The sequence below is a fragment of the Erwinia sp. V71 genome, from assembly GCF_965644245.1.
In the GTDB taxonomy this organism is placed as follows: Bacteria; Pseudomonadota; Gammaproteobacteria; order Enterobacterales; family Enterobacteriaceae; genus Erwinia.
On record NZ_CBFFRK010000005.1, the window covers coordinates 53,307 to 74,505 of the forward strand.

A 21,199-nucleotide genomic window follows, 5' to 3' on the forward strand; every position below is an offset into this window, starting at 1 on the left:
GGTTAGCTAACAGGTGTAAGCTGAACAACTCCGATCAGCTGTGGTTAAACCAGTTAACCCAACGCAGCGGCCAGGGACGCTGGCGTGCGTCCTGCTGTTGAATTTGGGCAATGCGCTCCTGAATAGATCGTAGCAGACAGGGTGCATTTTCTTTATCCCACTCTACTCCGGTCAACAATGGCAGTGCTTCGTCCGCACTGTTGACCGCCCAGATATGGAACTGACCATCGCGCACGGCATCCACCACGTTCTGATGCAGACTAAGATGGCGGACATTGCTGGCGGGAATGATCACCCCTTGTTTCCCGCTCAGCTCGCGCTGGCGGCAAATCTCAAAGAATCCTTCAATTTTTTCGTTCAGCCCGCCGACTGGCTGGACATTACCAAACTGGTCGACAGAACCCGTTACCGCAATATGCTGGCTAATCGGCTGGTTCGCCAGCGCACTGATCAGAGCACACAACTCCGCAAGGGAAGCGCTGTCGCCATCCACTTCATTGTATGACTGCTCAAATACCAGCGAGGCAGAGAAGGGCAGCTGCTGCTCCAGTTCCAGTTCACTGATCAGATAGGCCTGCATAATCATCATGCCTTTGGCATGGATGTTACCGCCCAGCTCGGCTTTGCGCTCGACGTCAGTAAATTCGCCGTCGCCAGCATGCACAACACAGCTAATACGTGAAGGTTCACCGAAAGCGCGCGGGTGGCCGGGGAATTCAATCACGGACAGGCCATTGATCTGGCCAGTCACTTCGCCTTCGGTCTCGATCAGAATCTGATCCAGCAGGATCTCATCACGCACACGTTCTGACAGATAACTCTCCCGCCACACGCGTGCATCCAGGGCTGCGCTGAGACTGGCTGCGGTAATCTGCTCGTCCTCGCTGTACAGTGCTGCTTCACGCAGCTGGCGGTTCAGCCAGTCCGGACACAGTGGCAGCGTGTATTGATCGCCGGTATAGCGGGTGGCTTCACGGAACAGCACTGGCCAGAAATCGGCATTAAGCGGCGGAAGCCCCGCGGTGCGGGCGAGATGTTGTGTCCACTGGCACCACAGAGTCAGCTCTTCTTCATCTGCGATCTGCAGATTTTCTTCAAACTCACTGTAGATGCAGAGTGATGCCAGCTCCGGTTCCATTTCCTGAAAATCTGCCAGCGCATCACGCTCGCCGCTCAGCACCAGGCGGAACTGCATTGGCATGGAAGGAATGGAAACGGGCAAAGGGCGGGTTTCATCTGGTGACAGCCAGTCGAAACGCTGGCGACTGATAATCTGTTTCAGACGCAGCCATAACAGCGGCTGCGCCAGGACGCTGCGCAGTGACAGCACCAGCGTGCCGCCATTAACGCGATGTAGCAGGCCGGGTTCGAGCTGAATGTTATCCTGATAAACACGCACGCAGCCAAACAGCTGTTCCGCTTCAATCCAGTCAGCAAAATGCGTTTCACCGTGGCTGGCAAAACGTTCATCCGCCACACTGGCTGGTTGCCAGCTCACGTGACGCTCGTCAATCGTATACTGACCGCCGTAAACGGTATCATCCTCTTCCTCGCTGGTACTGCGCAGGGCATCGGCCAGTAAGGTGAGGTAATCGTGGCTCTCGGCTGTTTTTACCAGCATCAACGGGAAGGCTGCCGATGAAAGTTGCAGTAAGCCTAACGCATTGATTAGACGGGGCTGCACCGCAGCCAGACAATCTGCATCGTCGTCATCAAATGACCGGGAAAAAAGAGGCTGGAAGCTGTCAGTATCGGGCTGCAGGGCGCGCCATTCAAGTCGGTTGCTGGTCAAAGTTATCCGAATTTATCTGAATTAAGGAAAAGCGCGATTATACAAGATTTCAGCCGGTTAAGCACCGTAGAGATGCATTTTGCCCTGCCGGAAATCTGATCCTGTTTAATCATCTCTTTTTCTCTGCCGCAAGCCAGAAAAAAGCTGTTATTCTTAGCTTGTTACGTGGTCACGATGAGATCCCGATGAAATATCAGCAACTCGAAAACCTTGAAAGTGGATGGAAATGGACCTACCTGGTGAAAAAACACCGGGAAGGGGAGTTGATCACGCGCCATATCGAGACCAGCGCAGCGCAGGAAGCGGTAGACGCGTTACTGGCTCTGGAAAATCGTCCGGTGGAGGTATTGCAGTGGATTAAGCTGCATATGAATCCAGCACTGGAAAACCGCATGAAGCAAACCATTCGTGCGCGTCGTAAGCGGCATTTTAATGCTGAACATCAGCATACCCGTAAGAAGTCTATCGATCTGGAATATCTGGTGTGGCAGAGGCTGGCAGGTCTGGCGCAACGTCGTCACTGTACGCTGTCAGAAACCATTGTGCAGCTGATTGAAGATGCCGAGCGTAAAGAACAGTACGCCAGCCAGATGTCGTCGCTGAAGCAGGGGTTGCAGGATATGCTGGGTAAGCCTGAAAACTGATATCCCTTTCCTTCGCAGGTACACAACACCAATAAAAAACCCCGCCGTGGCGGGGTTTTTGTTACGTGATAACTTAAGCCTGAGGCTGAGTTACAACGTCTTTGATGCCTTTCACTTCGATCTCTACGCGACGGTCTGGACCCAGACATTCGATCAGGGCGTTACGGCCTTTCACGCTGTCACAGGTGCTGCCGGTAACTGGGTTAGATTTACCCTGGCCACGAGCGGAGATTTTAGAAGCTGGGATACCTTTAGATACCAGGTAGTCAACCACAGACTGAGCGCGCTGCTCAGACAGTTTCTGGTTGTACTGCTCGGAACCGATACGGTCGGTGTAACCCAGAACAACCACAGAACCGTCTTTCGGGTCCAGAGAGCTCAGCTGGCTGTACAGCTGATCCAGAGCCTGCTGACCTTCTGGTTTCAGGGTTGCTTTGTTGAAGTTGAACAGCACGTCAGACTTCAGAGTGAAACGCTTGGTTTCAACAACTGGAGCTGGAGCTGGAGCTGGTGCCGGAGCTGGCGCAGCTTCTGCTTCCTGACCGAAACGGTAGGACAGGCCCAGGCTCAGCATGGAGTTGTCTGGACGTGCACCAACGGTAGCACGGTCACCGATGTTGTTAACCCACTGGTAGTCCAGGCGGGCAGCCAGGTCACGGGTCAGTGCGTATTCAACACCAACTGCAGCCAGCGGAGAAACGCCGGTGTCGTGGTCGCTGGTGCGAACGCCGTTGTTGTCTTGTTTAGAGTCAACACGCCATACCATACCACCCAGACGGGTGTACAGGTCCAGATCGTCAGCGATTGGGTAGCTTAATTTAGCTGCCAGCTGAACGCCCTGACCTTTGAATGCGCCGTTGATTTCGCTGCCTTTATAAGGCATACGACCCAACCAGTCATAACCCAGTTCGAAGCCCAGGTATGGGTTAGCCTGGTAACCTGCGAATGCACCCGCGCCCAGTTGATTTTCGTGGGTTGGGCCGTTGTTGTTTACATAGCCGTTGCCGTCGAAACCAACGTCATGGTACTGAGACCAGCCCAGTTTAGCACCGGTGTACCAGGTGTCATCTTTCGGAGCGGCCTGCGCTACGGTAGCGAAGCCAGCCAGTGCCACTGCAATTGCGATAGCTGTCTTTTTCATTTTTGCGCCTCGTTATCATCCAAATAGGCAATGAGCTTTAAATTAAGCCCTTGGTTAAATCCTTCGCCGGGTTATAAAGCTCGATTATTACTCTTCCGATAAAACGGAGGTTATTGAGCACCCTGGCGAGATAAAGTCTACAGCGTAACAGCAAACTTACAAGTAGGATGTGATGCAGGTCGGTAAAAAATCAGGGTTTCGTACATAATTTTACACATTTGAAGGGGGATTCTGTGCGATAAAATCCCGTTGGCGATGCGGCTAACTCATTGTTCAGCCGCGTCAGAGCAGAATCAGTGGTTTATCGGAAGATGAGACGATAATCACGCTGAGAAAAATCTCATTTTTACTTAATGATACAAAGTCGAGTGAATTTTTAACGCACTTGCCGGTCTCGCGGATGATGCAATCCGGTATTGCGGTCGCATAATCAAACCCAGCGCCTGGCCCATTGAGGCCGCTTCATTCAGACGACGGCGATCCTCATCATCGATCTCATCCGGTAACCAGCCTAATACCACACTGTAATTGCCGGTCTGCAGGGCTTTAATCATGGCATCAACGGTACAGATTTCCGCCGTCTGTGGGATCTGCATCACTTTATTCAGTGGCAGGCCGGACTGCTGTAACCAGCGGCGGCTGAGTTTATGCGGCGGAGTTAACCACAGTTGCCAGCGAGACTGCGTACCCAGTTGCTGCAGCAGGGGGAGAAGCAGCATTTGTGTCATGCCCGGTTGGTCTTCACTGTAGGTCAGTTCACTAATCCAGCCGCCAGAAGAAGCAGATGCGGCACTGGTGCGCGGTGCGGTATGAATCACAGCATTAGCAGATTGAGTTTTCAGTAAATGAGTACGCATGTTTGTTCGCTCGCAATGTTACTGTATGAATATACAGTAACGGTGTTGTGGGCAAAGATCAACCTCAATTTTTGAAAACATCTCGCAGATTAAAATGAAAAATCACTGCAAAGACATTTATTGATTGAACCTGTTACCTGATTTGAATATTTTCTAATGTCATGTAAAGGTGGGTTTTTTTATCCTCTAATGGTCATGCTGAAGGAGGTTTGCATGCATAACACTAAACAAAGGATTGCACAGTCGAAACATTATCTCGCGCCGTTGGGGAAAATTGATACGCGTACCCAGTTCGGTGGCTATAGTCTCGCGGTGGAAAACATTGTGTTTGCGGTGGTGGCGGAGGGCGAGCTCTATTTGCGCGCCTGCGAACAGATGCAGTCATATATTGTTGAAGCGGAGGTGCCACGGCTGGTATTGCACAAGCGTGGTATGCCGGTTTCCCTCAACTATTTTCGCGTCGATGATGCGCTCTGGGCACAGCCAGATACGTTGCTGGCATTGTCACGTTGTGCGCTCAGCCATGCGCGACACCAGTATCAGGAAAAGATCGCGAATCCGCGCCTCAAGGATCTGCCGAATGTCGGGCTGCGACTGGAGATGATGCTGCGCCAGGTGGGGATTTGCAGCGTACAGTCTCTGTGCGCGGAGGGCTCCCGGCGCTGCTGGCTGAAACTGAAAGCCGCACACAAGCATCTCGGCATCGCCACACTGTTTGCGCTGGAAGGCGCGATTACCGGTACTCATCTGGCGGCGCTGCCTGGCGCCGTACAGGAAGAGTTGCGTAACTGGTTTAATCGCAACAATAAAACACGCAGCGAGTAGCGCTATTGCACCGCAGGCACCTGTGTTAACTGTTTCTTTAATGCGGCAATCTCAGGTAAAAGGGCCACCAGCAATCCCACCTGCTGTAATACCAGTGGCTCTTTTGTTTCTGCCGCCGGAGTGAATTGCGTGATTCGTGTAGCAAGATCATCCAGCAGCTTTCCGGCACGCTGTTCACTGACACTTTCCACCTGCAGTACGCCATCGGCATAACATACTGCGTCATCCAGCAGGCTAAGCATCGCCGGGTTGGTGAGTTTCTCGCGATGCGCGCCCAGTGCGGAGATATAGCTGAGAAAAGAGTGATTCAGGCACAGCAAGCGGAACGCGGATTCCAGTAACGCCGGGTTGCGGCGTGCCTCGGTTGCCATATTGGAGACGACTGACGCCAGCTCCGCATCGCTGTTATGCGCGTCACGCCGGGCGATACGGTAGTCCAGACGATTGTCTTTGCCCTGAAGGTATTGCACCAGAATGGCATCGAGATAGCGGCAGTTGGCATTCAGGGTGCGTTCGGTGACGGCAGGCAAACGACGGAACTTCCAGTCCGGCCAGATAAAACTCACCGCCAGCCAGGCGATGCCGCAACCCAGCAACGTGTCGATAATACGCGGAACGGCAACTTCAAACCCTTCTCCCAGCAGATTAAAGCAGAGAAGTACCAGCAGGGTGATAAACAGTGTGGCATGCGCATAACGAATATTGCGGAAGGCGAAAAACAGCACGCCGCTCAGCACGATCAATATCAGCTGCCCGTCGGCAGAAGGTACCAGCCATAGCACGGGCAAGCCGACGGCAATTCCGGCCAGGGTTCCCAGGATACGCAGTGCCAGACGGCGGCGGGTGGCATTATAGTTCGGCTGACACACAAACAGGCTGGTCAGCAGTATCCAGTAGCCATGCTGCAGCCCGGTCAACTGAATAAAAGCATAACCGACGCACAGCACCAGTGACATGCGCACCGCGTGACGAAACAGCGCCGATTCCGGGGTCAGATGGCGGCTGATACGCAGGCGAATATCGCTCCAGCCCGTCAGCCCCTCGCTGGCGAGGCTGTTATCTTCCCCGGCCTGGCCCTGTTCCAGCGCCTGCTCGGATTCAATCGTAGCCAGCTGAGCATCAATAGCTTTTAAATTGCTCAGCAGATAGTGCATCGCGTTGATTTTGCTTTCCTGCGGCTGCTCTGCCTGTAGACGCGCCAGGGCTTCCTGCAAATGGTGAAACGCGCGTTCAAAGCGGCTGTCATGCTGGTATGGCTCGCGGAACAGTATGCAGCTGGCCAGCTGATGGCAGGCTTTTGCCTGCATATGCAGCAGGCGTTGAAAACGGAACAGAATTTCGCTGTAGCGATAATCACCACGCAACTGGTGATACTGGACGTGCGATGAACTGGCACGTTCATGGATATCCTGCGCGACAAAGTAGTAGTGCAGGGTGCGGCGGGTGCTGCGCTGACCACGGTCACCGCGCAGGCGTGACTGAATGGAGTTTTTGGTCTGATTCAGTACGGCCACTAACTGGCTGTTTGCCATTGCCACTTCGATCAGGTTGTCGTGATCGCTGGCTTCGATATCCGGGTCAAACAGGCTGGCTTTGGCTTCAAGGTAATTCGCCAGCTGTTCAAAACTGCGTGCCAGATTTTCCTGCAGTGGCCGGACTGGAAACAGCAGATGACCGCTCAGGGTCAGCAGGTTGTACCATAACGCTCCTACCAGCAGCAGTGCTGGCTGCAGATACCACTGGGGAAACAGGCCAATACCCAGCATGGTGTAAATGGCGATTAACAGCGCACCGAAAGCAATGGTGGCATAGCGCTGGCCGAGTGCGCCCAGCAGGATAAAACCACAGGTCGACAACGCCAGCCCGCAGATAAACAGCCACGGAAAGGGAAATAATAACTCGATAGAGACGGAGGCAATACAGAAACAGACCAGCGTAATCAGAAGGTTACGCAGACGACCGCTCAGGCGGTCGTCAAGGTCAGCCAGTGCGGCTGCCACCACGCCCAGCGTCAACGGAATGGTCCAGATAACCTGATCCAGCCACCAGGGAAATGCTGCTGCGCCTGTGAGCGCCAGCAAAATGCGCAGGTTATACAACCAGGCGCTGTTAAAGGCGTAGCGGCGCAGGCCGGGCTTAATGGCAAACATACTGAGAGGACCAGACATCAGTTAAAACGACGGCGAGCATTCGCTTCGCGAGCGGCCTGCGCCTCTTCCACCGAAACCACCCGGCGGCCCACAGGCCACAGTGCGATGGCGGCAATTTTGAAATTGGCGATACCCACCGGAATGCCAATAATGGTAATACACTGGGCGATACCGGCAGCGATATGTGCAAGGCACAGCCACCAGCCAAAAAAGACAAACCACAACATATTCAGCACGGTTCCACCCGAATTCATCAGGGTGCTTTTATTGTCAGGATAGAGAACATCCACATGCACGGCTTCGTTACCGTAAGGCAGCAGCGAGAGCTTAGTGATTTCCCAGCAGGAGCGGGTCAGCGGCAGCGTAAAAATCAGCACAATGCTGACCAGCGTCACCAGCAGCCAGGACAGGGTGGTAAAGAAACCGCCAAGAATAAAATTGAGAATGTTGAGCACAGTACGCATAAAAGGGCTTCCTTGATCAGTACGCTGTAACAGCAATCAGACAATTCACTGAGATAACCGTATATTACCACTGTTTTAACAGTGGAGCGGTAAACTCCCGCCCGTTAAACTGATGAATGGACAATAACACCGCGACATGGGCAATCTGCATGGAACTTAAATCAACGTCGCTGGGCAAACACCTGGCACAACATCCTTACAATCGGGTGCGGTTACTGACGGCCGGCGTCGAAGTCAGCGGTGAAAAACATGAGTATCTTATCCCGTTCAATCAACTGCTTGCTATAGCCTGCAAACGCGGTCTGGTATGGGGGGAACTGGAGTTTACCCTGCCGGAGAATAAAGTGGTGCGGCTGCACGGCACTGAGTGGCAGGAGACACAGCGTTTTTATCATTATCTGCAGAAAGCCTGGCAGGGCTGGAGCGCAGAAATGAGCGACGTCAGCGCCGGTGCGCTGCAACAGGCGGTCGATAATGTGCAGCGTTTCGAACAGCAGGATCGCTGGCTGAAGCGCAGCGAACTGAGCGATCTGGCTGGCACGATCAGCAAAACCTTTGCTGCATTGCCATTACCTGTTGAGCGGCTGGAAGAGTTTGATAACTGCCGCGAACTGTATCGGTTCTGCCAGCAGTGGCTGCGCGACGGTGAGAAACAGCTGGCCACGCGCAATGCGCAGTGGACTGAGCGTATGCTGGTGCAGTATGCCAGTTTCTTCAACACGGTGGAGACTTCGCCGCTCAATCCTTCGCAGGCGCGTTCAGTGGTCAATGGTGAAGATGCATTGCTGGTGCTGGCGGGGGCGGGCAGCGGCAAAACGTCGGTATTGGTGGCACGGGCGGGCTGGTTGCTGATGCGTAAGCTGGCGACACCACAACAGATTCTGCTGCTGGCTTTTGGTCGTCAGGCGGCGCAAGAGATGAATGAGCGGATTGAGAGTCGCCTGCAGGGCAATGCTGACGGCATTGAGGCGCGGACGTTCCACTCACTGGCGCTGCACATCATTCAGCAGGGCAGCAATAAAGCCCCGGCGATCAGTAAACTGGAAACCGACAGCAGTCATCGTCGTGAGCTGCTGATCGCCACCTGGCGGCAGCAGTGCAGTGAGAAAAAAGCGCAGGCGAATGGCTGGCGGCAATGGCTGCGCGATGAGCTGGAGTGGGAGCTGGCAGAGGGCGACTACTGGCAGAATGACCGTCTGGCGCAGCGTCTCTCCAGCCGGCTTGAACGCTGGCTGGGATTAATGCGCATGCATGGCGGCGCGCAGGCGGCGATGATCGAGTCGGCGCCGGAAGAGGTGCGCGATCTGTTCAGTAAACGCGTCAAACTGATGGCACCACTGCTGAAAGCCTGGAAGAGCGCGCTGAAAGAGGAAGGGGCGGTCGATTTTTCCGGCCTGATTCATCAGGCGGTAAATATTCTGGAGAAAGGGCGTTTTATCAGCCCGTGGAAGCATATCCTGGTGGATGAATTTCAGGATATTTCACCGCAACGGGCTGCGCTGCTGGCAGCCCTGCGCAGGCAGAATAAACAAACCACACTCTTTGCCGTTGGCGATGACTGGCAGGCGATCTATCGCTTCAGCGGCGCAGAGATGACCCTGACAACTGCATTCCACCACCATTTTGGTGAGGGCGACCGCTGTGTGCTCGACACGACTTACCGCTTTAACGATCGCATTGGCGAGATTGCTAACCAGTTTGTCCAGCAAAACCCTCATCAGCTGGCGAAACCGCTAAACAGCCTGAGCAAAGGCAATAAAAAATCGATCTCGTTACTGCCGGAGGCACAACTGGAAGCGCTGCTGAATAAAATCAGCGGCTATGCCGGGCCGGAGGAGCGGGTGCTGCTGCTGGCGCGCTATCATCATTTGCGTCCGGAGTTGCTGGAGAAAGCGCATACCCGCTGGCCGAAACTGCACATTGACTTTATGACCATTCATGCCAGTAAAGGACAGCAGGCGGATTATGTGATTATTCTGGGGTTGCAGGACGGCAAAGATGGTTTTCCGGCCGCCGCGCGCGAGTCTGTGATGGAACAGGGATTGTTGCCGCAACCGGAGGATTTCCCGGATGCGGAAGAGCGCCGTCTGGCTTATGTGGCGATCACCCGGGCAAAACAGCAGGTGTGGTTGTTGTTCTCTGCTGAGCAGCCGTCAGTATTTGTTGAACAGTTTAAGCGGCTGGGTGTTCCGCTGTTACGCAAACCTTAAACGTTGTTGCGGCCAGCGTATGGCTGGCCGGCAGCATTTATTGCAGACGTTCTTTCAGGTAGCGCTGATAATCGGGGATATCGATTTCCACCTGCTCAGCAAACAGCGGTGAGCAGATCAGGAAATCGGCGGTGGAGCGGTTGGTCGCGACCGGGATATTCCACACCGTGGCAAGGCGCAGCAGCGCTTTAACATCGGGATCGTGCGGTACAGCGTTCAGCGGGTCCCAGAAGAAAATCAGCAGATCAATTTTTCCTTCCGCAATCAGCGCGCCTACCTGCTGATCGCCGCCCATCGGGCCGCTCAGCATCGCGTTTACCGCTAAGCCGGTTTCACGCTGAATCAGATTACCCGTGGTGCCAGTGGCATACAGTGTATGAGCCTGCAACAGAGACTGGTGCGTAGAGACCCATTGCAGCAGAGAAGATTTACAGTGATCGTGGGCGACTAACGCAATATGTTTGGATTTATGGATAGTACGACGTGTTTGCTCCATTCAGGCATCCTGTTGGCGTAGGGGAGGTCATTGAGTAAATGCCCTGAGTTTACCGCTGCTTGCGCGGAAACATCAACTTGCGCGCAGTGCCTTCATCCACAAAAGCAGACGCTGACGGGTAGCGGAATCCACCTGATGGAACCACAGATTCAGCAGACGTTCAGCGGACGTCTGGTTCAGCGCCAAATCGCCAACCGGTGCGGAGACGCTGGCGGCGGCGTGTGGCTGAGCAAAACGGGGAACCGAGGCGACTTTGCCAGTGCGGTTATAGGTGATCATCGCCTGTTCGAGATCGCTTTCATGCCCGTTCAGCAGCCGATCGCGCCTGCTGGCAATTTCGTTGCCCTGTTCATCAATCAGCTGAAAATCAGGTGTGCGCTCAAACTTCTTCACGTCACTGTGATTTTGTAATGCGGGCAGACGGATAGTCACGGCCTGTGTTTGTGCGTTGAACGTTGCGATCATTGGGGCGGACACATACTGGCGGTTACTGCTGCCAACGGTTTTCTCGATGCGAAACAGAAACTGATGTTCGCCGCGCTCCAGTTCAAGACCTTCTGCGCCTTTCAGCAGTGAACCTGAAATTTTTCGTCCGTCCAGCACCAGCAGCTCAATCTCTGGCGCCAGCTTGAGCGTAGTCGCCTGACAGGAGGCAGCAATCAGCAGGGCTATGATACCTGACAGCACCAGACGCAGTTTCATCTTCACTCCAGAGGGTATGGAACCTGTAACGCAACGAATGTAGCAATTTCTTACATTATGGCAGCATATTAACATTTAAACATATTTATTCGTGCTATTGCGCCGGAAAAAAAACCGCTTCCGCTTTATTCCTCTTCATTCGACCACAGATCACCTAAAATGTTTGCAATCATCGCAACAGGAGTGAGATATGAACGATCAAACAATTGCGGACGTGCTGAAGACCACTAAAACCATCGCGCTGGTTGGCGCCAGCGATAATCCTGCGCGTCCCAGTTATGGTGTGATGGCTTATCTGCTGGCGCAGGGGTATCAGGTGACGCCGGTCAGTCCGAAGCTGGCAGGTCAGCAGCTGCTGGGGCAGCAGGTTTACGCCACGCTGGACGACATCCCGCATGCCATTGATATGGTCGATGTGTTCCGCAATGCGGAAGCCGCGTGGGAAGTGGCACAACAGGCGATTGCCATCGGTGCGAAGACGCTGTGGCTGCAAATCGGCGTGATTAATGAACAGGCAGCCGTGCTGGCGGGTGAAGCCGGGCTGACAGTCGTGATGGATCGCTGTCCAAAAATTGAAATTCCGCGTCTGGGCCTGGCGAAAGCCGGATAACCGTCGATCTGGCGCGGCGATTAGTGGCGCAGGCGTGGTGCCAGCAACTGCTTGCGAATCGACGCTGCCAGTTCATCAAGTGAGGGGTGTTCCGGGTGTTCTGCCTGTGCTTCCCAGGAAAGCTGTGACTCGGCCAGATAGGTATGCATTGGGCGACCATCATCGTCCTCTGTCACGACATGATACCAGGGGGCAGAACGCAGCGCTTCACTGTCGCCTATCTCTTCGATATCTGGCTCGGCTAAGGAATATTCTGGATCGACGTCCACCACCACGCCGAGAAACCCCAGCTGTTTATGGCGGACCTGCTGTCCAATACCGAATTTACTGGCAATCATGGTAACCTCCTGAGAAACATTGCCCTGCCACAAAGATGGGGGCAGGGACACTGTTTTCAAGTTACAGCACGCAGCAGGCAAATCCTTTCAGATACAGACCTTCGGGATAGCTGGCGATCACCGGGTGATCGGCTGCCTGACGGAACTGCTCTATAAATTGTACATCACGCTGCGCATCCAGTGCGGCATCGGCGATAATTTTCTGAAATAAATCAGTCGTCATTAAGCCGGAGCAGGAGAAGGTCAGCAGCATGCCGCCCGGATTCAGCAGCTGCATCGCCAGCATATTGATATCCTTGTAGCCCCGGCAGGCGCCCGCCAGCTGGTTCTTGTTTTCAACAAACTTTGGCGGGTCCATGACGATCAGATCAAATTTCTCGCCGCTGTCGCGATAGGTCCGCAGCAGTTTGAACACATCATCACGCAGGAATTGCGCTTTTGACAGGTCGAGCTGGTTCAGTTCCACATTCTGCTTTGCCACATCCAGCGCAGCCTGCGACGTGTCAACGCTGATCACCTCTTTACAACCGCCCATCAGTGCGGAAACCGCGAAGCCGCCGGTATATGAGAAGCAGTTCAGCACGCGGCGGTCTTTCGCATAGCGACGCGTTGCCAGACGGCTGTCACGCTGATCGAGGTAGTAACCGGTTTTATGGCCGGTCTGAATATCCACCAGCAGTTTCATGCCATGCTCGGTAATCGGCAACAGTGGTGGCGGCAGCTCGCCCAGCACCACGCCCTGCGTCAGTTCCAGCCCCTCTTTTTTGCGTACCGCAACATCGGAACGATCGTAGATGGCGCACTCGGGGTAACACTGGCCCAGCGCAGCAATCAGCGGTGCACGCTGGTACTCTGCGCCCGCGGAGAGCAGCTGCAGGACCAGAAAGTTACCGAAGCGATCAATCGTCACACCAGGCAGACCATCGGATTCACCGGCGATCAGGCGATAGCTGTCGAGATCATCGCGCTCTGCCAGCCAGTCACGCAATTTTTGCGCGGCCTGCAAACGGCGCACAAAGAAATCGATATCGATGGATTCATCGGCCTGCCAGCTCCACACGCGTGCGCGGATCTGTGACTGTGGTGAATAGGCGGCGCGCGCCAGCCATTTACCGTGGCTGTCACAAATATCAATGGTTTCACCACTGCTGGCTTTACCTTCCATACGCGCTACCGCGCCGGAAAAGACCCATGGGTGGCGGCGGAGCAGGGACTTTTCACGGCCCTTAGCGAGAATCAATCGAACGGTCATAGTGCTCTGTTTCTGAGGAAAAATTAGCGCATATTGTCCGGTGCTGCGGATAAAAATGCAAATGGCGCCGTCGGGCAGGGCAATCAGGCTTCGTGTGGTGGAAAGATGCAGTGAGATGCAGAGCACGTATTTTATGCACTGCGGTTGTTGCTGAAAACAACCCTATGATATTACGAGCTTATTATTTGATGTTCTACAATGCAGAGATAAACCGCAGCGAATAACCGGAGGCCATCATGAATGCCGCAAGTGAAAAATGTATTAAAGCATGGATATACGGCATGGTGCAGGGAGTTGGGTTTCGTTACTTTACGCAGGCGCAGGCGAAAAAACTCGGTTTAACCGGCTATGCGCACAATCTTGCTGACGGCAGTGTGGAAGTGCTGGCCTGTGGCGCGGCGGAGCAGGTTGATGAGCTGGTGGACTGGCTGAAAGCTGGCGGGCCACGCAGTGCGCGGGTGGATAAAGTATTGACCGAACCACATCACCCTGCATCCTTACCGCACAGCTTTACCACAGGTTAACTCAGAGACATTTTACCGGTTTAGGCAGGCCGGCTATTTTGGTTGCCTGCTTTGCCGGGCCGTCAGGGAACAGACGGAACAGATAACGGCTGTTGCCTTTTTCTTCGCCAAACTTGTTTGCCATGGCTTTTACCAGCATGCGCACCGCAGGGGAGGTATTAAACTCCAGGTAAAACTCACGCACAAAGTGCACCACTTCCCAGTGCGCATCGTTCATCTCGATGCCTTCTTCCGCTGCAATCTGCTGCGCCAGCGCTTCACTCCAGTCGCTCACCTGTTTCAGATAGCCCTGTGCATCGCGCTCAATTTCTCTGCCTTCAAATAACACGCTTTTACCTCCACGATTTACGCTGCACAGTTTACCAAACTTTCGCGCAGGCAAAAATAAAGCCCCGCAAGCGGGGCTTCAGGATGCACTACAGAGGGAAACTAGTCGTTGCGTGCGAAGCCGAGAATGCTCAGCAGGCTGACAAAGATGTTGTACAGCGAGACATACAGGCTGACAGTGGCACGGATATAGTTGGTTTCACCGCCGTGGATGATATTGCTGGTTTCCCACAGGATCGCGCCCGCAGAGAACAGAATAAACATCGCGCTGATCGCCAGATGCAGAGCCGGTAACTGCAGGAACAGGTTCGCCACAACGCCGACCAGCAGCACGACAAAACCAGCCATCATCATGCCGCCGAGGAATGACATGTCCTTACGCGTGGTCAGCACATAGGCTGAACAGCAGAAGAACACCAGCGCCGTACCGCCCAGCGCCAGGCCGATGACATCGCCCATGCCTGCACTGAGGAAGCTGTTAAGAATTGGCCCCAGGCAGTAGCCGAGGAAGCCGGTAAAGGCGAAGGCCGCCAGAATCCCTGCCGGACTGTTTGACAGTTTGTAGGTCAGGAACATCAGGCCGTAAAAGCCAACCAGCATCAGGATTAATCCCGGTGCAGGCAAGGCAAGAACGGTGCTGGCGGTCGCGGTGACGGCGGAAAACGCCAGCGTCAGACCCAGCAGGAAATAGGTGTTACGCAGAACTTTGTGGGTGCTCAGTAGTGAGCTTTCACGTGTGGAGGTAACAATACGATCCATAAAGCGCCTCTTAATCAGGTCACAGATATGAGTATGACAATAAAGGAGTCAGGGGAGAGAAATAAAGCCGTTTTACCCTTCTTTACGCGTTAAGCTGCTGATTGTGCGTACAGGATGGCGATAATAACGGCAAAAAAACACGAAATGGTGATTTTTCAGCCGAACGAACCACTTCAGGCTTTACAAGGCTCAGGCACATGTTTATAGTGCGCCTCATTGCGGAGGGGTGGCCGAGTGGCTGAAGGCACCGGTCTTGAAAACCGGCGACGGGAAACCGTTCGAGAGTTCGAATCTCTCCTCCTCCGCCATCTTCTCTTAGCGTCCTGCTGACAGTAAAAATTCACAAAATACTTTTTCTCATCAACTGAACACAAATTCCCTGTTACTTCCTGAATTCACTCACGTTAATCACCCTTGTTTTTGTCCTGAGCGGATTGCTGCCCGTTTTGTTGATCCTGAGCTAAGCCGCTGGCACTGTTTTGCTGGCGATGGTGGCAGTGTGATGCCGTGACCGCTATTTAATGAGCAGAAGGGATGACAGCGCACAGCTTAACGCCTGTTTTTTCAGCATAACGACTTAAAAGACAAGCAATTAGCACATAATTTCGGCGAACAGTCAGCGGCAGATGATTTGTCTGTTGCTCTCTTCGCATCAAGCCATTACACTGCTCGCATCTTAAAGACCTGAGCGGTGTTTAGGGTGGCTTTAGTAATAGAGTCTGCGGAGGGGTGGCCGAGTGGCTGAAGGCACCGGTCTTGAAAACCGGCGACGGGAAACCGTTCGAGAGTTCGAATCTCTCCTCCTCCGCCATCTTTTCTGCAGTCGTTCCTTTCTTCAGCGTCACGCCAGCGTTATTCCAGATTTCAGTAAAACAAACCAGTCTCTGCATTATCCTGACCCTGCGGCATGGCCGATCCGGTACACAATCCCCACAAATCTGAAAAACATCTTGTTGCTTTTCAATCTGCTAATGCACTAAACCACAACCGCCAGAGTCTGCTATATTGCATAGCACGATATGCTACTGCAAACTCCCGGGGTATTTCGCCACGTGGCAGGTTAAGATGTGGCGATATTTTGCTGTCCGCTGTGATAGCTTGTTTGCCAGCCCGGATGTTTAGCATCTGAATCAATGGAATAAGCACAATGATCAAAAAATACACGCTCTGCGCATTGTCCGTACTGGCCGCTTTGTCTGTCGGATTTGCTGCCCATGCGGCAGACGGTGACCTGCAGCTGCAACAAGTGTTAATGATGAGCCGCCATAACCTGCGCGCGCCGCTGGCGGACAACGGCAGTGTTCTGGAACAGTCGACGAAAAAAGCCTGGCCACAGTGGGATGTTCCTGGCGGTCAGCTGACCACCAAGGGTGGGGTGCTGGAAGTGTATATGGGGCACTATACCCGTGAGTGGCTGGCACAGCAGGGGCTGGTGAAAAACGGCGAATGCCCGGCGGGGAATGATGTCTTTGCTTATGCCAACAGTCTGCAGCGCACCATCGCGACTGCACAGTTCTTTATTACCGGTGCCTTCCCGGGCTGTGATATTCCGGTCACCCACCAGGATGACGTGGGCGCGATGGACCCGATCTTTAATCCGGTGATTACCAACAACAGTGAAGCCTTCAATAAGCAGGCGCTGGCATCAATGAGCAGTGCGGCGGAAAAACTGAACCTGAAGCCTGCCTTCCAGCGTCTGGAAAGAATCACGGATTATAAAAATGCGCCAGCCTGTAAGGACAACAAACAGTGCTCGCTTAGCGACAGTCAGAACAGCTTTAAAGCCAACAACGGTGAAGCGCCGGGCGTATCGGGTCCGCTGCGCGTGGGCAACTCGCTGGTGGATGCGTTCACGCTGCAATATTACGAAGGCTTCCCGCTGGAGCAGGTTGCCTGGGGGCAGATTAAGACCGATGAGCAGTGGCAGGAACTGTCGGCAATTAAAAATGGTTACCAGGATGCATTGTTCACTTCAGCGGATGTGGCACGTAATGTCGCTGCGCCACTGGTGGACTATATCCGCAGCCAGCTGATCGACCAGGATAAAGAGACGGCACCGAAAGTCACGCTGATGGTTGGTCACGACTCTAATATCGCGTCGATGCTGACCGCGCTGAACGTGAAACCTTATAACCTGCCGGGCCAGAATGAGCGCACACCGATTGGCGGTCAGGTAGTGTTTGAACGCTGGCATGACAGCAAGAACAATAAAGATCTGGTGAAAATTGAATATGTTTACCAGACTGCGGAACAGCTGCGCGATGCTCAGCCGCTGACGCTGAAAACGCCACCACAGCGTGTAACGCTGCAGTTGCAGGGCTGTGACACGGATACCAATGGTTTCTGCTCGTGGGAGCAGTTCACCCAGGTGCTGGATGGCGCATTGAAGGGTACGCCGCTGGAGAAAGCCGTCGCGGTGAAACCGGTGGAACAGAGCAACGATCCGGCGAAAGTCGCGGCGGATAAAGCTCAGGCGGCACAGAATGCTGCAGAGCAGGCGGTAGCGGAAAAAGCCGCTGCGGATAAAGTCGCAGCAGAAAAAGCGGTGCAGGCGAAAGCGTCAGAAGAGAAGGCTGCGGCGGAGAAAGCCGCGGCTGAAAAGGCGGCTGCCGATAAAGCTGCAGCGGACAAGGCCGCAGCAGAGAAGGCCGCTACTGACAAAGCGGCTGCAGAAAAAGCGGCCGCGGATAAGGCTGCGGCAGACAAAGCTGCGGCGGATAAGGCGGCAGCGGATAAAGTCGCAGCAGACAAGGCAGCGGCAGAGAAAACCGCGCAGCCACAAGCTGCTGAACCAAAACCAGCCGCTGAAGCGCCAAAAGCACAGTAATTCGGACTGGTTCCCGGCCTGGTGCATCGCACTGATTGCGCCTTCCCCCTGTAATGGGGGAAGGCTGGGATGGGGGAACAAACGACTGCGCATCGTTGCTGTTTGTTCTCCCTCCCTAATCCTCCCCATTGCATGGGGAGGGGAGCAAAATGGGGTAATCCATTGCAGTGATAAAAAAGGGCCGACACCGTCGGCCCTTTCTGCATGCATGTAACCAAAACTCAGCTTTTTTCCACCACCAGCTTCTGGTTCACAAACTCTTTAATACCGAGATCGGACAGTTCACGCCCATAACCGGAACGTTTGATGCCGCCAAAAGGTAGCTCTGGTGCGGTATCACTCATTGAATTGATAAATACCATGCCGGTTTCAATACGTGATGCCAGCTGTCTGCCACGTGCAATATCGCCGGTGAACACGGAACCGCCGAGACCATAGTGGGAATCGTTCGCCAGCCTGACGACCTCATCATCGTTTTTCACCACATATACCTGTGCGACCGGGCCGAAAAACTCGTCAAAGTAGGCCGGATTCTGACGTGTAATTCCTGTCAGAATCGTGGGTTGATAAAAACAGCCAGCCCCCGGCATCACATCACCGCCATAATGCAGTGTTGCACCATGATCAATGGCCTGCTGCACCTGTTTTACCAGGTTATCACGCGCACCGGCCGAGGAGAGCGGACCCAGCGTGGTGCTTTCATCCAGAGGATCGCCCATTTTCATGGCAGCAAAAGCGGCGGTGAATTTTTCCAGAAACTGATCCGCCACCTTTTCCTGCACAATAAAGCGCTTGGCGGCGGTACAGACCTGACCGGCATTACTCAGGCGCGCCTGGGCGCCTTGTCTTACCGCTTCATCAAGATCGCAGTCATCCAGCACCACAAACACATCATTGCCGCCCAGCTCCAGCGTCGATTTTTTCAGGTGTTTTGCCGCCTGTGCTGCGACAATGCTGCCTGCCTTTTCCGAGCCGGTCAGCGCCACGCCCTGCACCCGATCATCAGCAATCAGTTCAGCGACCTGTTCGCTGGAGATAAACAGATTGGTCCATGCCCCCTGCGGGGCACCCGCCTCCAGTACGATACGGGCAAAGGCATCGGCGCAGTGCGGCACGATACCCGCATGTTTCGCCAGCACCGGATTCCCGGCGGCCAGGTTTGGCGCCAGCACGCGCATCAGCTGGTAGTAGGGGAAATTCCATGGCTCGACCGCCATAATCACGCCAATCGGATGATGTTCTACCCAGGCTTCGCCCAGTTCACTGGGATAGGGAACTGGCTGCAGAAAGCGTTGTGCATTGTCAGCATAGTAACGGGCGATTTGCGCACACAGCTTCACTTCACCGCGGCTCTGATTAATCAGCTTACCCATCTCCAGCGTGGCAATTTTTGCCAGCTCATCGACACGCTGGTCAATAATATCCGCCACTTCTTTTAATACCCGCAGACGCGGCTGGATATCGCCTTTGCTCCACGGTGACTGGTACAGCTGGCTGGCGATCTCGAGCGCCTGCAACGCCTGTTCTGAACTGTGCTCTGGCCAGGATTTCAGTCGCTGGTTATTCGCCGGATTGATGCTCTGGTAGGAAGACATGCATACGCTCCTTAGTTCGAATGAGGCTATTCTGGCGGGGAAACATGCCGGGCGGCGGCAGGCCGCCCGGTTTACGCGCGGTCAGACATTACGGCGCTCAACGACCTTGCCATCCCAGGTCAGCACATCTTCGTCAGTTTTCTTAAATGCGCGCAGCAGTACGTCGTCACTGCCTTGTTGCCGCCAGATTTCTTCTGCAAGGCGCTCATCGTAAGCCGCCACTTCAAAAATCGCCTCGCCGATTTCGCGTGACGTTGCGCGCAGAGTGGACCATTCGCCGACATGATGCGCTTTTGCCTGTTGCGTTGTCATAGCTGCCTCCTGAGTGATTAACCTTTAAGTTTGACGGCCAGTTCAGCGACATGTTGCCCCTGATAGCGGGCAATATTCAGCTCCTCTTCACTCGGCTGGCGTGAACCGTCGCCGCCCGCAATGGTCGTCGCGCCGTAAGGCGTACCGCCGCGGACTTTACTGACATCAAACAGTTCTTTGGCAGCATAGCCGATGGGGACAATCACCATGCCGTGATGTGCCAGCGTGGTCCAGGTGGAGGAAATGGTGTGCTCCTGGCCGCCGCCCGTCCCGGTGGAAGAGAAGACGCTGGCCAGCTTGCCGTACAGTGCGCCAGAGGCCCACAGGCCGCCTGTTCTGTCGAGGAACGTGCGCATCTGGCCGGCCATGTTGCCAAAACGAGTGGGTGTGCCGAAGATAATGGCGTCATAGGCGGGCAGATCTTCCGGCGTCGCTTCTGGCGCGACCTGCCCGGTTTTTCCGCCCACCTGCGCAAAACGTTCTGCATCCATGGTTTCCGGGACGCGTTTTACCGTCACCTCAGCGCCGCTCACTTTACTGGCGCCTTCCGCCACTGCGTTAGCCATGGTCTCAATATGTCCGTACATCGAATAGTAGAGCACAAGTATCTTCGCCATTATTGACTCCATCGTTAGGGTTCGGAGAGATAAAAAAACTCGCTGACCGTGCAGGGCCAGCGAGCGGGTTAGTCAGTCAGGATTTTTTCGCGGGTGCATCTGGCATTTTATCGCCAGACTCTGGCGCGTTATGGGGATCGTCTTTATCCGGGAACTGCGGTTGGTTTGCCATTGTCGCTCTCCTGCATTGCTGCACTGGATCGGTCATCAATAAAGTATAGAAGAGAAATGGCCGATTGCCGTTTCGTGACGGCCGAGATAAGCGGCAGAAACCCGCCCTGGGATAAGCGGTAAAAATTTCAATAGCGCTTAGAGCGGCTTAAGAGAACTGTGTGGTATTAACGCCATTTTTTAGTCGATTGTTTGTTTCGAAATATAAACAGACAGCGGCAAATAGTGCGTTTCGTCTAAACTGAAACGAGGTGGTGACGATTTCGCCGCCTCCTTCTGCACCATAACGCAGGAGGCGTTAGCAATATGATGTCTTAACTATTCGGAGGTAAGAAATGGCAGAACATCGTGGAGGCTCTGGTAATTTCGCTGAAGACCGTGAAAGAGCATCAGAAGCTGGACGCAAAGGAGGTAAAAGCAGCGGGGGTAATTTTAAAAATGACCCACAGCGTGCCTCCAAAGCAGGTGAAAAAGGGGGACGGGCCAGCGGCAAAAAATAACTGCCCGCTACCGTTATTCTGAGACACTTCCCCTGCCGCCGGGTACTGCCCGGCGGTTCATGTTTTAATCATTGACCTTCATTCCC

General features: G+C 54.1%; 21 protein-coding genes and 2 tRNA genes. 9 read left to right on the forward strand and 14 right to left on the reverse strand.

Annotated features, from left to right (window positions below):
* Positions 1-34: 34 nt before the first annotated feature.
* Complete coding sequence (locus ACSZO1_RS02085) at positions 35-1,792, reverse strand: AAA family ATPase (protein WP_437609034.1); 1,758 nt, start codon at positions 1,790-1,792, stop codon at positions 35-37.
* Positions 1,793-1,977: 185 nt separating this feature from the next.
* Here ACSZO1_RS02085 and matP point away from each other — a divergent pair, with 185 nt between their 5' ends.
* Positions 1,978-2,436, forward strand: a complete 459-nt coding sequence (matP, locus tag ACSZO1_RS02090; RefSeq protein ID WP_437609035.1) for a macrodomain Ter protein MatP — start codon at positions 1,978-1,980, stop codon at positions 2,434-2,436.
* Between the two features lie 73 nt (positions 2,437-2,509).
* Here the strand turns inward: matP and ompA are convergent, their stop codons facing one another.
* Both ompA and sulA read right to left on the reverse strand, forming a co-directional pair.
* Positions 2,510-3,577 carry a porin OmpA gene (gene ompA / locus ACSZO1_RS02095; protein WP_437609037.1) on the reverse strand — a complete coding sequence of 356 codons (1,068 nt, stop codon included), beginning with the start codon at positions 3,575-3,577 and terminating at the stop codon, positions 2,510-2,512.
* 350 nt (positions 3,578-3,927) lie between these two features.
* Positions 3,928-4,434 carry an SOS-induced cell division inhibitor SulA gene (sulA, locus tag ACSZO1_RS02100; protein WP_437609039.1) on the reverse strand — a complete coding sequence of 169 codons (507 nt, stop codon included), beginning with the start codon at positions 4,432-4,434 and terminating at the stop codon, positions 3,928-3,930.
* 213 nt (positions 4,435-4,647) lie between these two features.
* Here sulA and ACSZO1_RS02105 point away from each other — a divergent pair, with 213 nt between their 5' ends.
* Positions 4,648-5,259, forward strand: coding sequence for a TfoX/Sxy family DNA transformation protein (locus tag ACSZO1_RS02105; RefSeq protein WP_437609041.1), 612 nt, complete (start codon positions 4,648-4,650; stop codon positions 5,257-5,259).
* A gap of 2 nt (positions 5,260-5,261) precedes the next feature.
* Here the strand turns inward: ACSZO1_RS02105 and yccS are convergent, their stop codons facing one another.
* Both yccS and ACSZO1_RS02115 read right to left on the reverse strand, forming a co-directional pair.
* Entirely contained in the window at positions 5,262-7,409 is a 2,148-nt protein-coding gene (gene yccS / locus ACSZO1_RS02110; protein WP_437609043.1) for a YccS family putative transporter, read from the reverse strand.
* Between the two features lie 17 nt (positions 7,410-7,426).
* Positions 7,427-7,873 carry a YccF domain-containing protein gene (locus ACSZO1_RS02115; RefSeq protein ID WP_437609045.1) on the reverse strand — a complete coding sequence of 149 codons (447 nt, stop codon included), beginning with the start codon at positions 7,871-7,873 and terminating at the stop codon, positions 7,427-7,429.
* A gap of 149 nt (positions 7,874-8,022) precedes the next feature.
* On the opposite strand from ACSZO1_RS02115, the gene helD reads away from it, so the two are divergent.
* Entirely contained in the window at positions 8,023-10,083 is a 2,061-nt protein-coding gene (helD, locus tag ACSZO1_RS02120; RefSeq protein ID WP_437609047.1) for a DNA helicase IV, read from the forward strand.
* Positions 10,084-10,120: 37 nt separating this feature from the next.
* Here the strand turns inward: helD and mgsA are convergent, their stop codons facing one another.
* On the reverse strand, positions 10,121-10,579 hold the full coding sequence (gene mgsA / locus ACSZO1_RS02125; protein WP_437609049.1) for a methylglyoxal synthase: 459 nt from the start codon (positions 10,577-10,579) through the stop codon (positions 10,121-10,123).
* Positions 10,580-10,651: 72 nt separating this feature from the next.
* On the reverse strand, positions 10,652-11,281 hold the full coding sequence (locus tag ACSZO1_RS02130) for a DUF2057 family protein (RefSeq protein ID WP_437609051.1): 630 nt from the start codon (positions 11,279-11,281) through the stop codon (positions 10,652-10,654).
* 190 nt (positions 11,282-11,471) lie between these two features.
* Here ACSZO1_RS02130 and ACSZO1_RS02135 point away from each other — a divergent pair, with 190 nt between their 5' ends.
* Positions 11,472-11,891 carry a CoA-binding protein gene (locus tag ACSZO1_RS02135; RefSeq protein WP_437609053.1) on the forward strand — a complete coding sequence of 140 codons (420 nt, stop codon included), beginning with the start codon at positions 11,472-11,474 and terminating at the stop codon, positions 11,889-11,891.
* Between the two features lie 20 nt (positions 11,892-11,911).
* On the opposite strand, the gene hspQ is transcribed toward ACSZO1_RS02135, so the two are convergent.
* On the reverse strand, positions 11,912-12,229 hold the full coding sequence (gene hspQ, locus ACSZO1_RS02140) for a heat shock protein HspQ (protein WP_437609055.1): 318 nt from the start codon (positions 12,227-12,229) through the stop codon (positions 11,912-11,914).
* A gap of 61 nt (positions 12,230-12,290) precedes the next feature.
* Complete coding sequence (rlmI, locus tag ACSZO1_RS02145; protein WP_437609057.1) at positions 12,291-13,481, reverse strand: 23S rRNA (cytosine(1962)-C(5))-methyltransferase RlmI; 1,191 nt, start codon at positions 13,479-13,481, stop codon at positions 12,291-12,293.
* A 236-nt stretch (positions 13,482-13,717) separates the two neighbouring features.
* Between rlmI and yccX the strand changes: the two genes are divergently transcribed.
* Positions 13,718-14,005, forward strand: a complete 288-nt coding sequence (gene yccX / locus ACSZO1_RS02150; RefSeq protein WP_437609059.1) for an acylphosphatase — start codon at positions 13,718-13,720, stop codon at positions 14,003-14,005.
* A gap of 1 nt (position 14,006) precedes the next feature.
* Here the strand turns inward: yccX and tusE are convergent, their stop codons facing one another.
* Positions 14,007-14,333: a sulfurtransferase TusE gene (gene tusE / locus ACSZO1_RS02155; protein WP_437609061.1), complete on the reverse strand. Its 327-nt coding sequence runs from the start codon at positions 14,331-14,333 to the stop codon at positions 14,007-14,009.
* A gap of 101 nt (positions 14,334-14,434) precedes the next feature.
* Complete coding sequence (yccA, locus tag ACSZO1_RS02160) at positions 14,435-15,091, reverse strand: FtsH protease modulator YccA (protein WP_437609063.1); 657 nt, start codon at positions 15,089-15,091, stop codon at positions 14,435-14,437.
* Between the two features lie 220 nt (positions 15,092-15,311).
* Here yccA and ACSZO1_RS02165 point away from each other — a divergent pair.
* The 3 genes from ACSZO1_RS02165 to agp all read left to right on the forward strand — a co-directional run bounded on the left by ACSZO1_RS02165 (position 15,312) and on the right by agp (position 17,918).
* Positions 15,312-15,399: transfer RNA gene (locus ACSZO1_RS02165), tRNA-Ser, on the forward strand.
* Positions 15,400-15,814: 415 nt separating this feature from the next.
* Positions 15,815-15,902, forward strand: a tRNA-Ser gene (locus ACSZO1_RS02170).
* A 336-nt stretch (positions 15,903-16,238) separates the two neighbouring features.
* A complete protein-coding gene (gene agp / locus ACSZO1_RS02175; RefSeq protein WP_437609064.1) occupies positions 16,239-17,918 on the forward strand; it encodes a bifunctional glucose-1-phosphatase/inositol phosphatase in 1,680 nt (559 codons plus the stop codon).
* 221 nt (positions 17,919-18,139) lie between these two features.
* Here the strand turns inward: agp and ACSZO1_RS02180 are convergent, their stop codons facing one another.
* The 3 genes from ACSZO1_RS02180 to wrbA all read right to left on the reverse strand — a co-directional run bounded on the left by ACSZO1_RS02180 (position 18,140) and on the right by wrbA (position 20,442).
* The gene (locus ACSZO1_RS02180; protein WP_437609066.1) at positions 18,140-19,513 is read right to left on the reverse strand and encodes an NAD-dependent succinate-semialdehyde dehydrogenase; all 1,374 of its coding nucleotides are present in this window, start codon (positions 19,511-19,513) and stop codon (positions 18,140-18,142) included.
* An 81-nt stretch (positions 19,514-19,594) separates the two neighbouring features.
* Positions 19,595-19,825 carry a YccJ family protein gene (locus tag ACSZO1_RS02185; protein ID WP_437609068.1) on the reverse strand — a complete coding sequence of 77 codons (231 nt, stop codon included), beginning with the start codon at positions 19,823-19,825 and terminating at the stop codon, positions 19,595-19,597.
* Positions 19,826-19,842: 17 nt separating this feature from the next.
* The gene (wrbA, locus tag ACSZO1_RS02190) at positions 19,843-20,442 is read right to left on the reverse strand and encodes an NAD(P)H:quinone oxidoreductase (RefSeq protein ID WP_437609070.1); all 600 of its coding nucleotides are present in this window, start codon (positions 20,440-20,442) and stop codon (positions 19,843-19,845) included.
* A gap of 506 nt (positions 20,443-20,948) precedes the next feature.
* Here wrbA and ACSZO1_RS02195 point away from each other — a divergent pair.
* A complete protein-coding gene (locus ACSZO1_RS02195; RefSeq protein WP_437609072.1) occupies positions 20,949-21,113 on the forward strand; it encodes a general stress protein in 165 nt (54 codons plus the stop codon).
* Positions 21,114-21,199: the final 86 nt, after the last annotated feature.

Bases quoted from the DNA above. Each gene is read 5' to 3' on its own strand.
- mgsA (WP_437609049.1), bottom strand. From the start codon at position 10,579: ATGGAGCAAACACGTCGTACTATCCATAAATCCAAACATATTGCGTTA.
- ompA (WP_437609037.1), bottom strand. From the start codon at position 3,577: ATGAAAAAGACAGCTATCGCAATTGCAGTGGCACTGGCTGGCTTCGCT.
- sulA (WP_437609039.1), bottom strand. From the start codon at position 4,434: ATGCGTACTCATTTACTGAAAACTCAATCTGCTAATGCTGTGATTCAT.
- ACSZO1_RS02135 (WP_437609053.1), top strand. From the start codon at position 11,472: ATGAACGATCAAACAATTGCGGACGTGCTGAAGACCACTAAAACCATC.
- yccS (WP_437609043.1), bottom strand. From the start codon at position 7,409: ATGTTTGCCATTAAGCCCGGCCTGCGCCGCTACGCCTTTAACAGCGCC.
- helD (WP_437609047.1), top strand. From the start codon at position 8,023: ATGGAACTTAAATCAACGTCGCTGGGCAAACACCTGGCACAACATCCT.
- ACSZO1_RS02195 (WP_437609072.1), top strand. From the start codon at position 20,949: ATGGCAGAACATCGTGGAGGCTCTGGTAATTTCGCTGAAGACCGTGAA.
- matP (WP_437609035.1), top strand. From the start codon at position 1,978: ATGAAATATCAGCAACTCGAAAACCTTGAAAGTGGATGGAAATGGACC.
- ACSZO1_RS02180 (WP_437609066.1), bottom strand. From the start codon at position 19,513: ATGTCTTCCTACCAGAGCATCAATCCGGCGAATAACCAGCGACTGAAA.
- yccX (WP_437609059.1), top strand. From the start codon at position 13,718: ATGAATGCCGCAAGTGAAAAATGTATTAAAGCATGGATATACGGCATG.
- ACSZO1_RS02105 (WP_437609041.1), top strand. From the start codon at position 4,648: ATGCATAACACTAAACAAAGGATTGCACAGTCGAAACATTATCTCGCG.
- ACSZO1_RS02115 (WP_437609045.1), bottom strand. From the start codon at position 7,873: ATGCGTACTGTGCTCAACATTCTCAATTTTATTCTTGGCGGTTTCTTT.
- agp (WP_437609064.1), top strand. From the start codon at position 16,239: ATGATCAAAAAATACACGCTCTGCGCATTGTCCGTACTGGCCGCTTTG.
- wrbA (WP_437609070.1), bottom strand. From the start codon at position 20,442: ATGGCGAAGATACTTGTGCTCTACTATTCGATGTACGGACATATTGAG.
- rlmI (WP_437609057.1), bottom strand. From the start codon at position 13,481: ATGACCGTTCGATTGATTCTCGCTAAGGGCCGTGAAAAGTCCCTGCTC.
- ACSZO1_RS02130 (WP_437609051.1), bottom strand. From the start codon at position 11,281: ATGAAACTGCGTCTGGTGCTGTCAGGTATCATAGCCCTGCTGATTGCT.
- ACSZO1_RS02185 (WP_437609068.1), bottom strand. From the start codon at position 19,825: ATGACAACGCAACAGGCAAAAGCGCATCATGTCGGCGAATGGTCCACT.
- yccA (WP_437609063.1), bottom strand. From the start codon at position 15,091: ATGGATCGTATTGTTACCTCCACACGTGAAAGCTCACTACTGAGCACC.
- hspQ (WP_437609055.1), bottom strand. From the start codon at position 12,229: ATGATTGCCAGTAAATTCGGTATTGGACAGCAGGTCCGCCATAAACAG.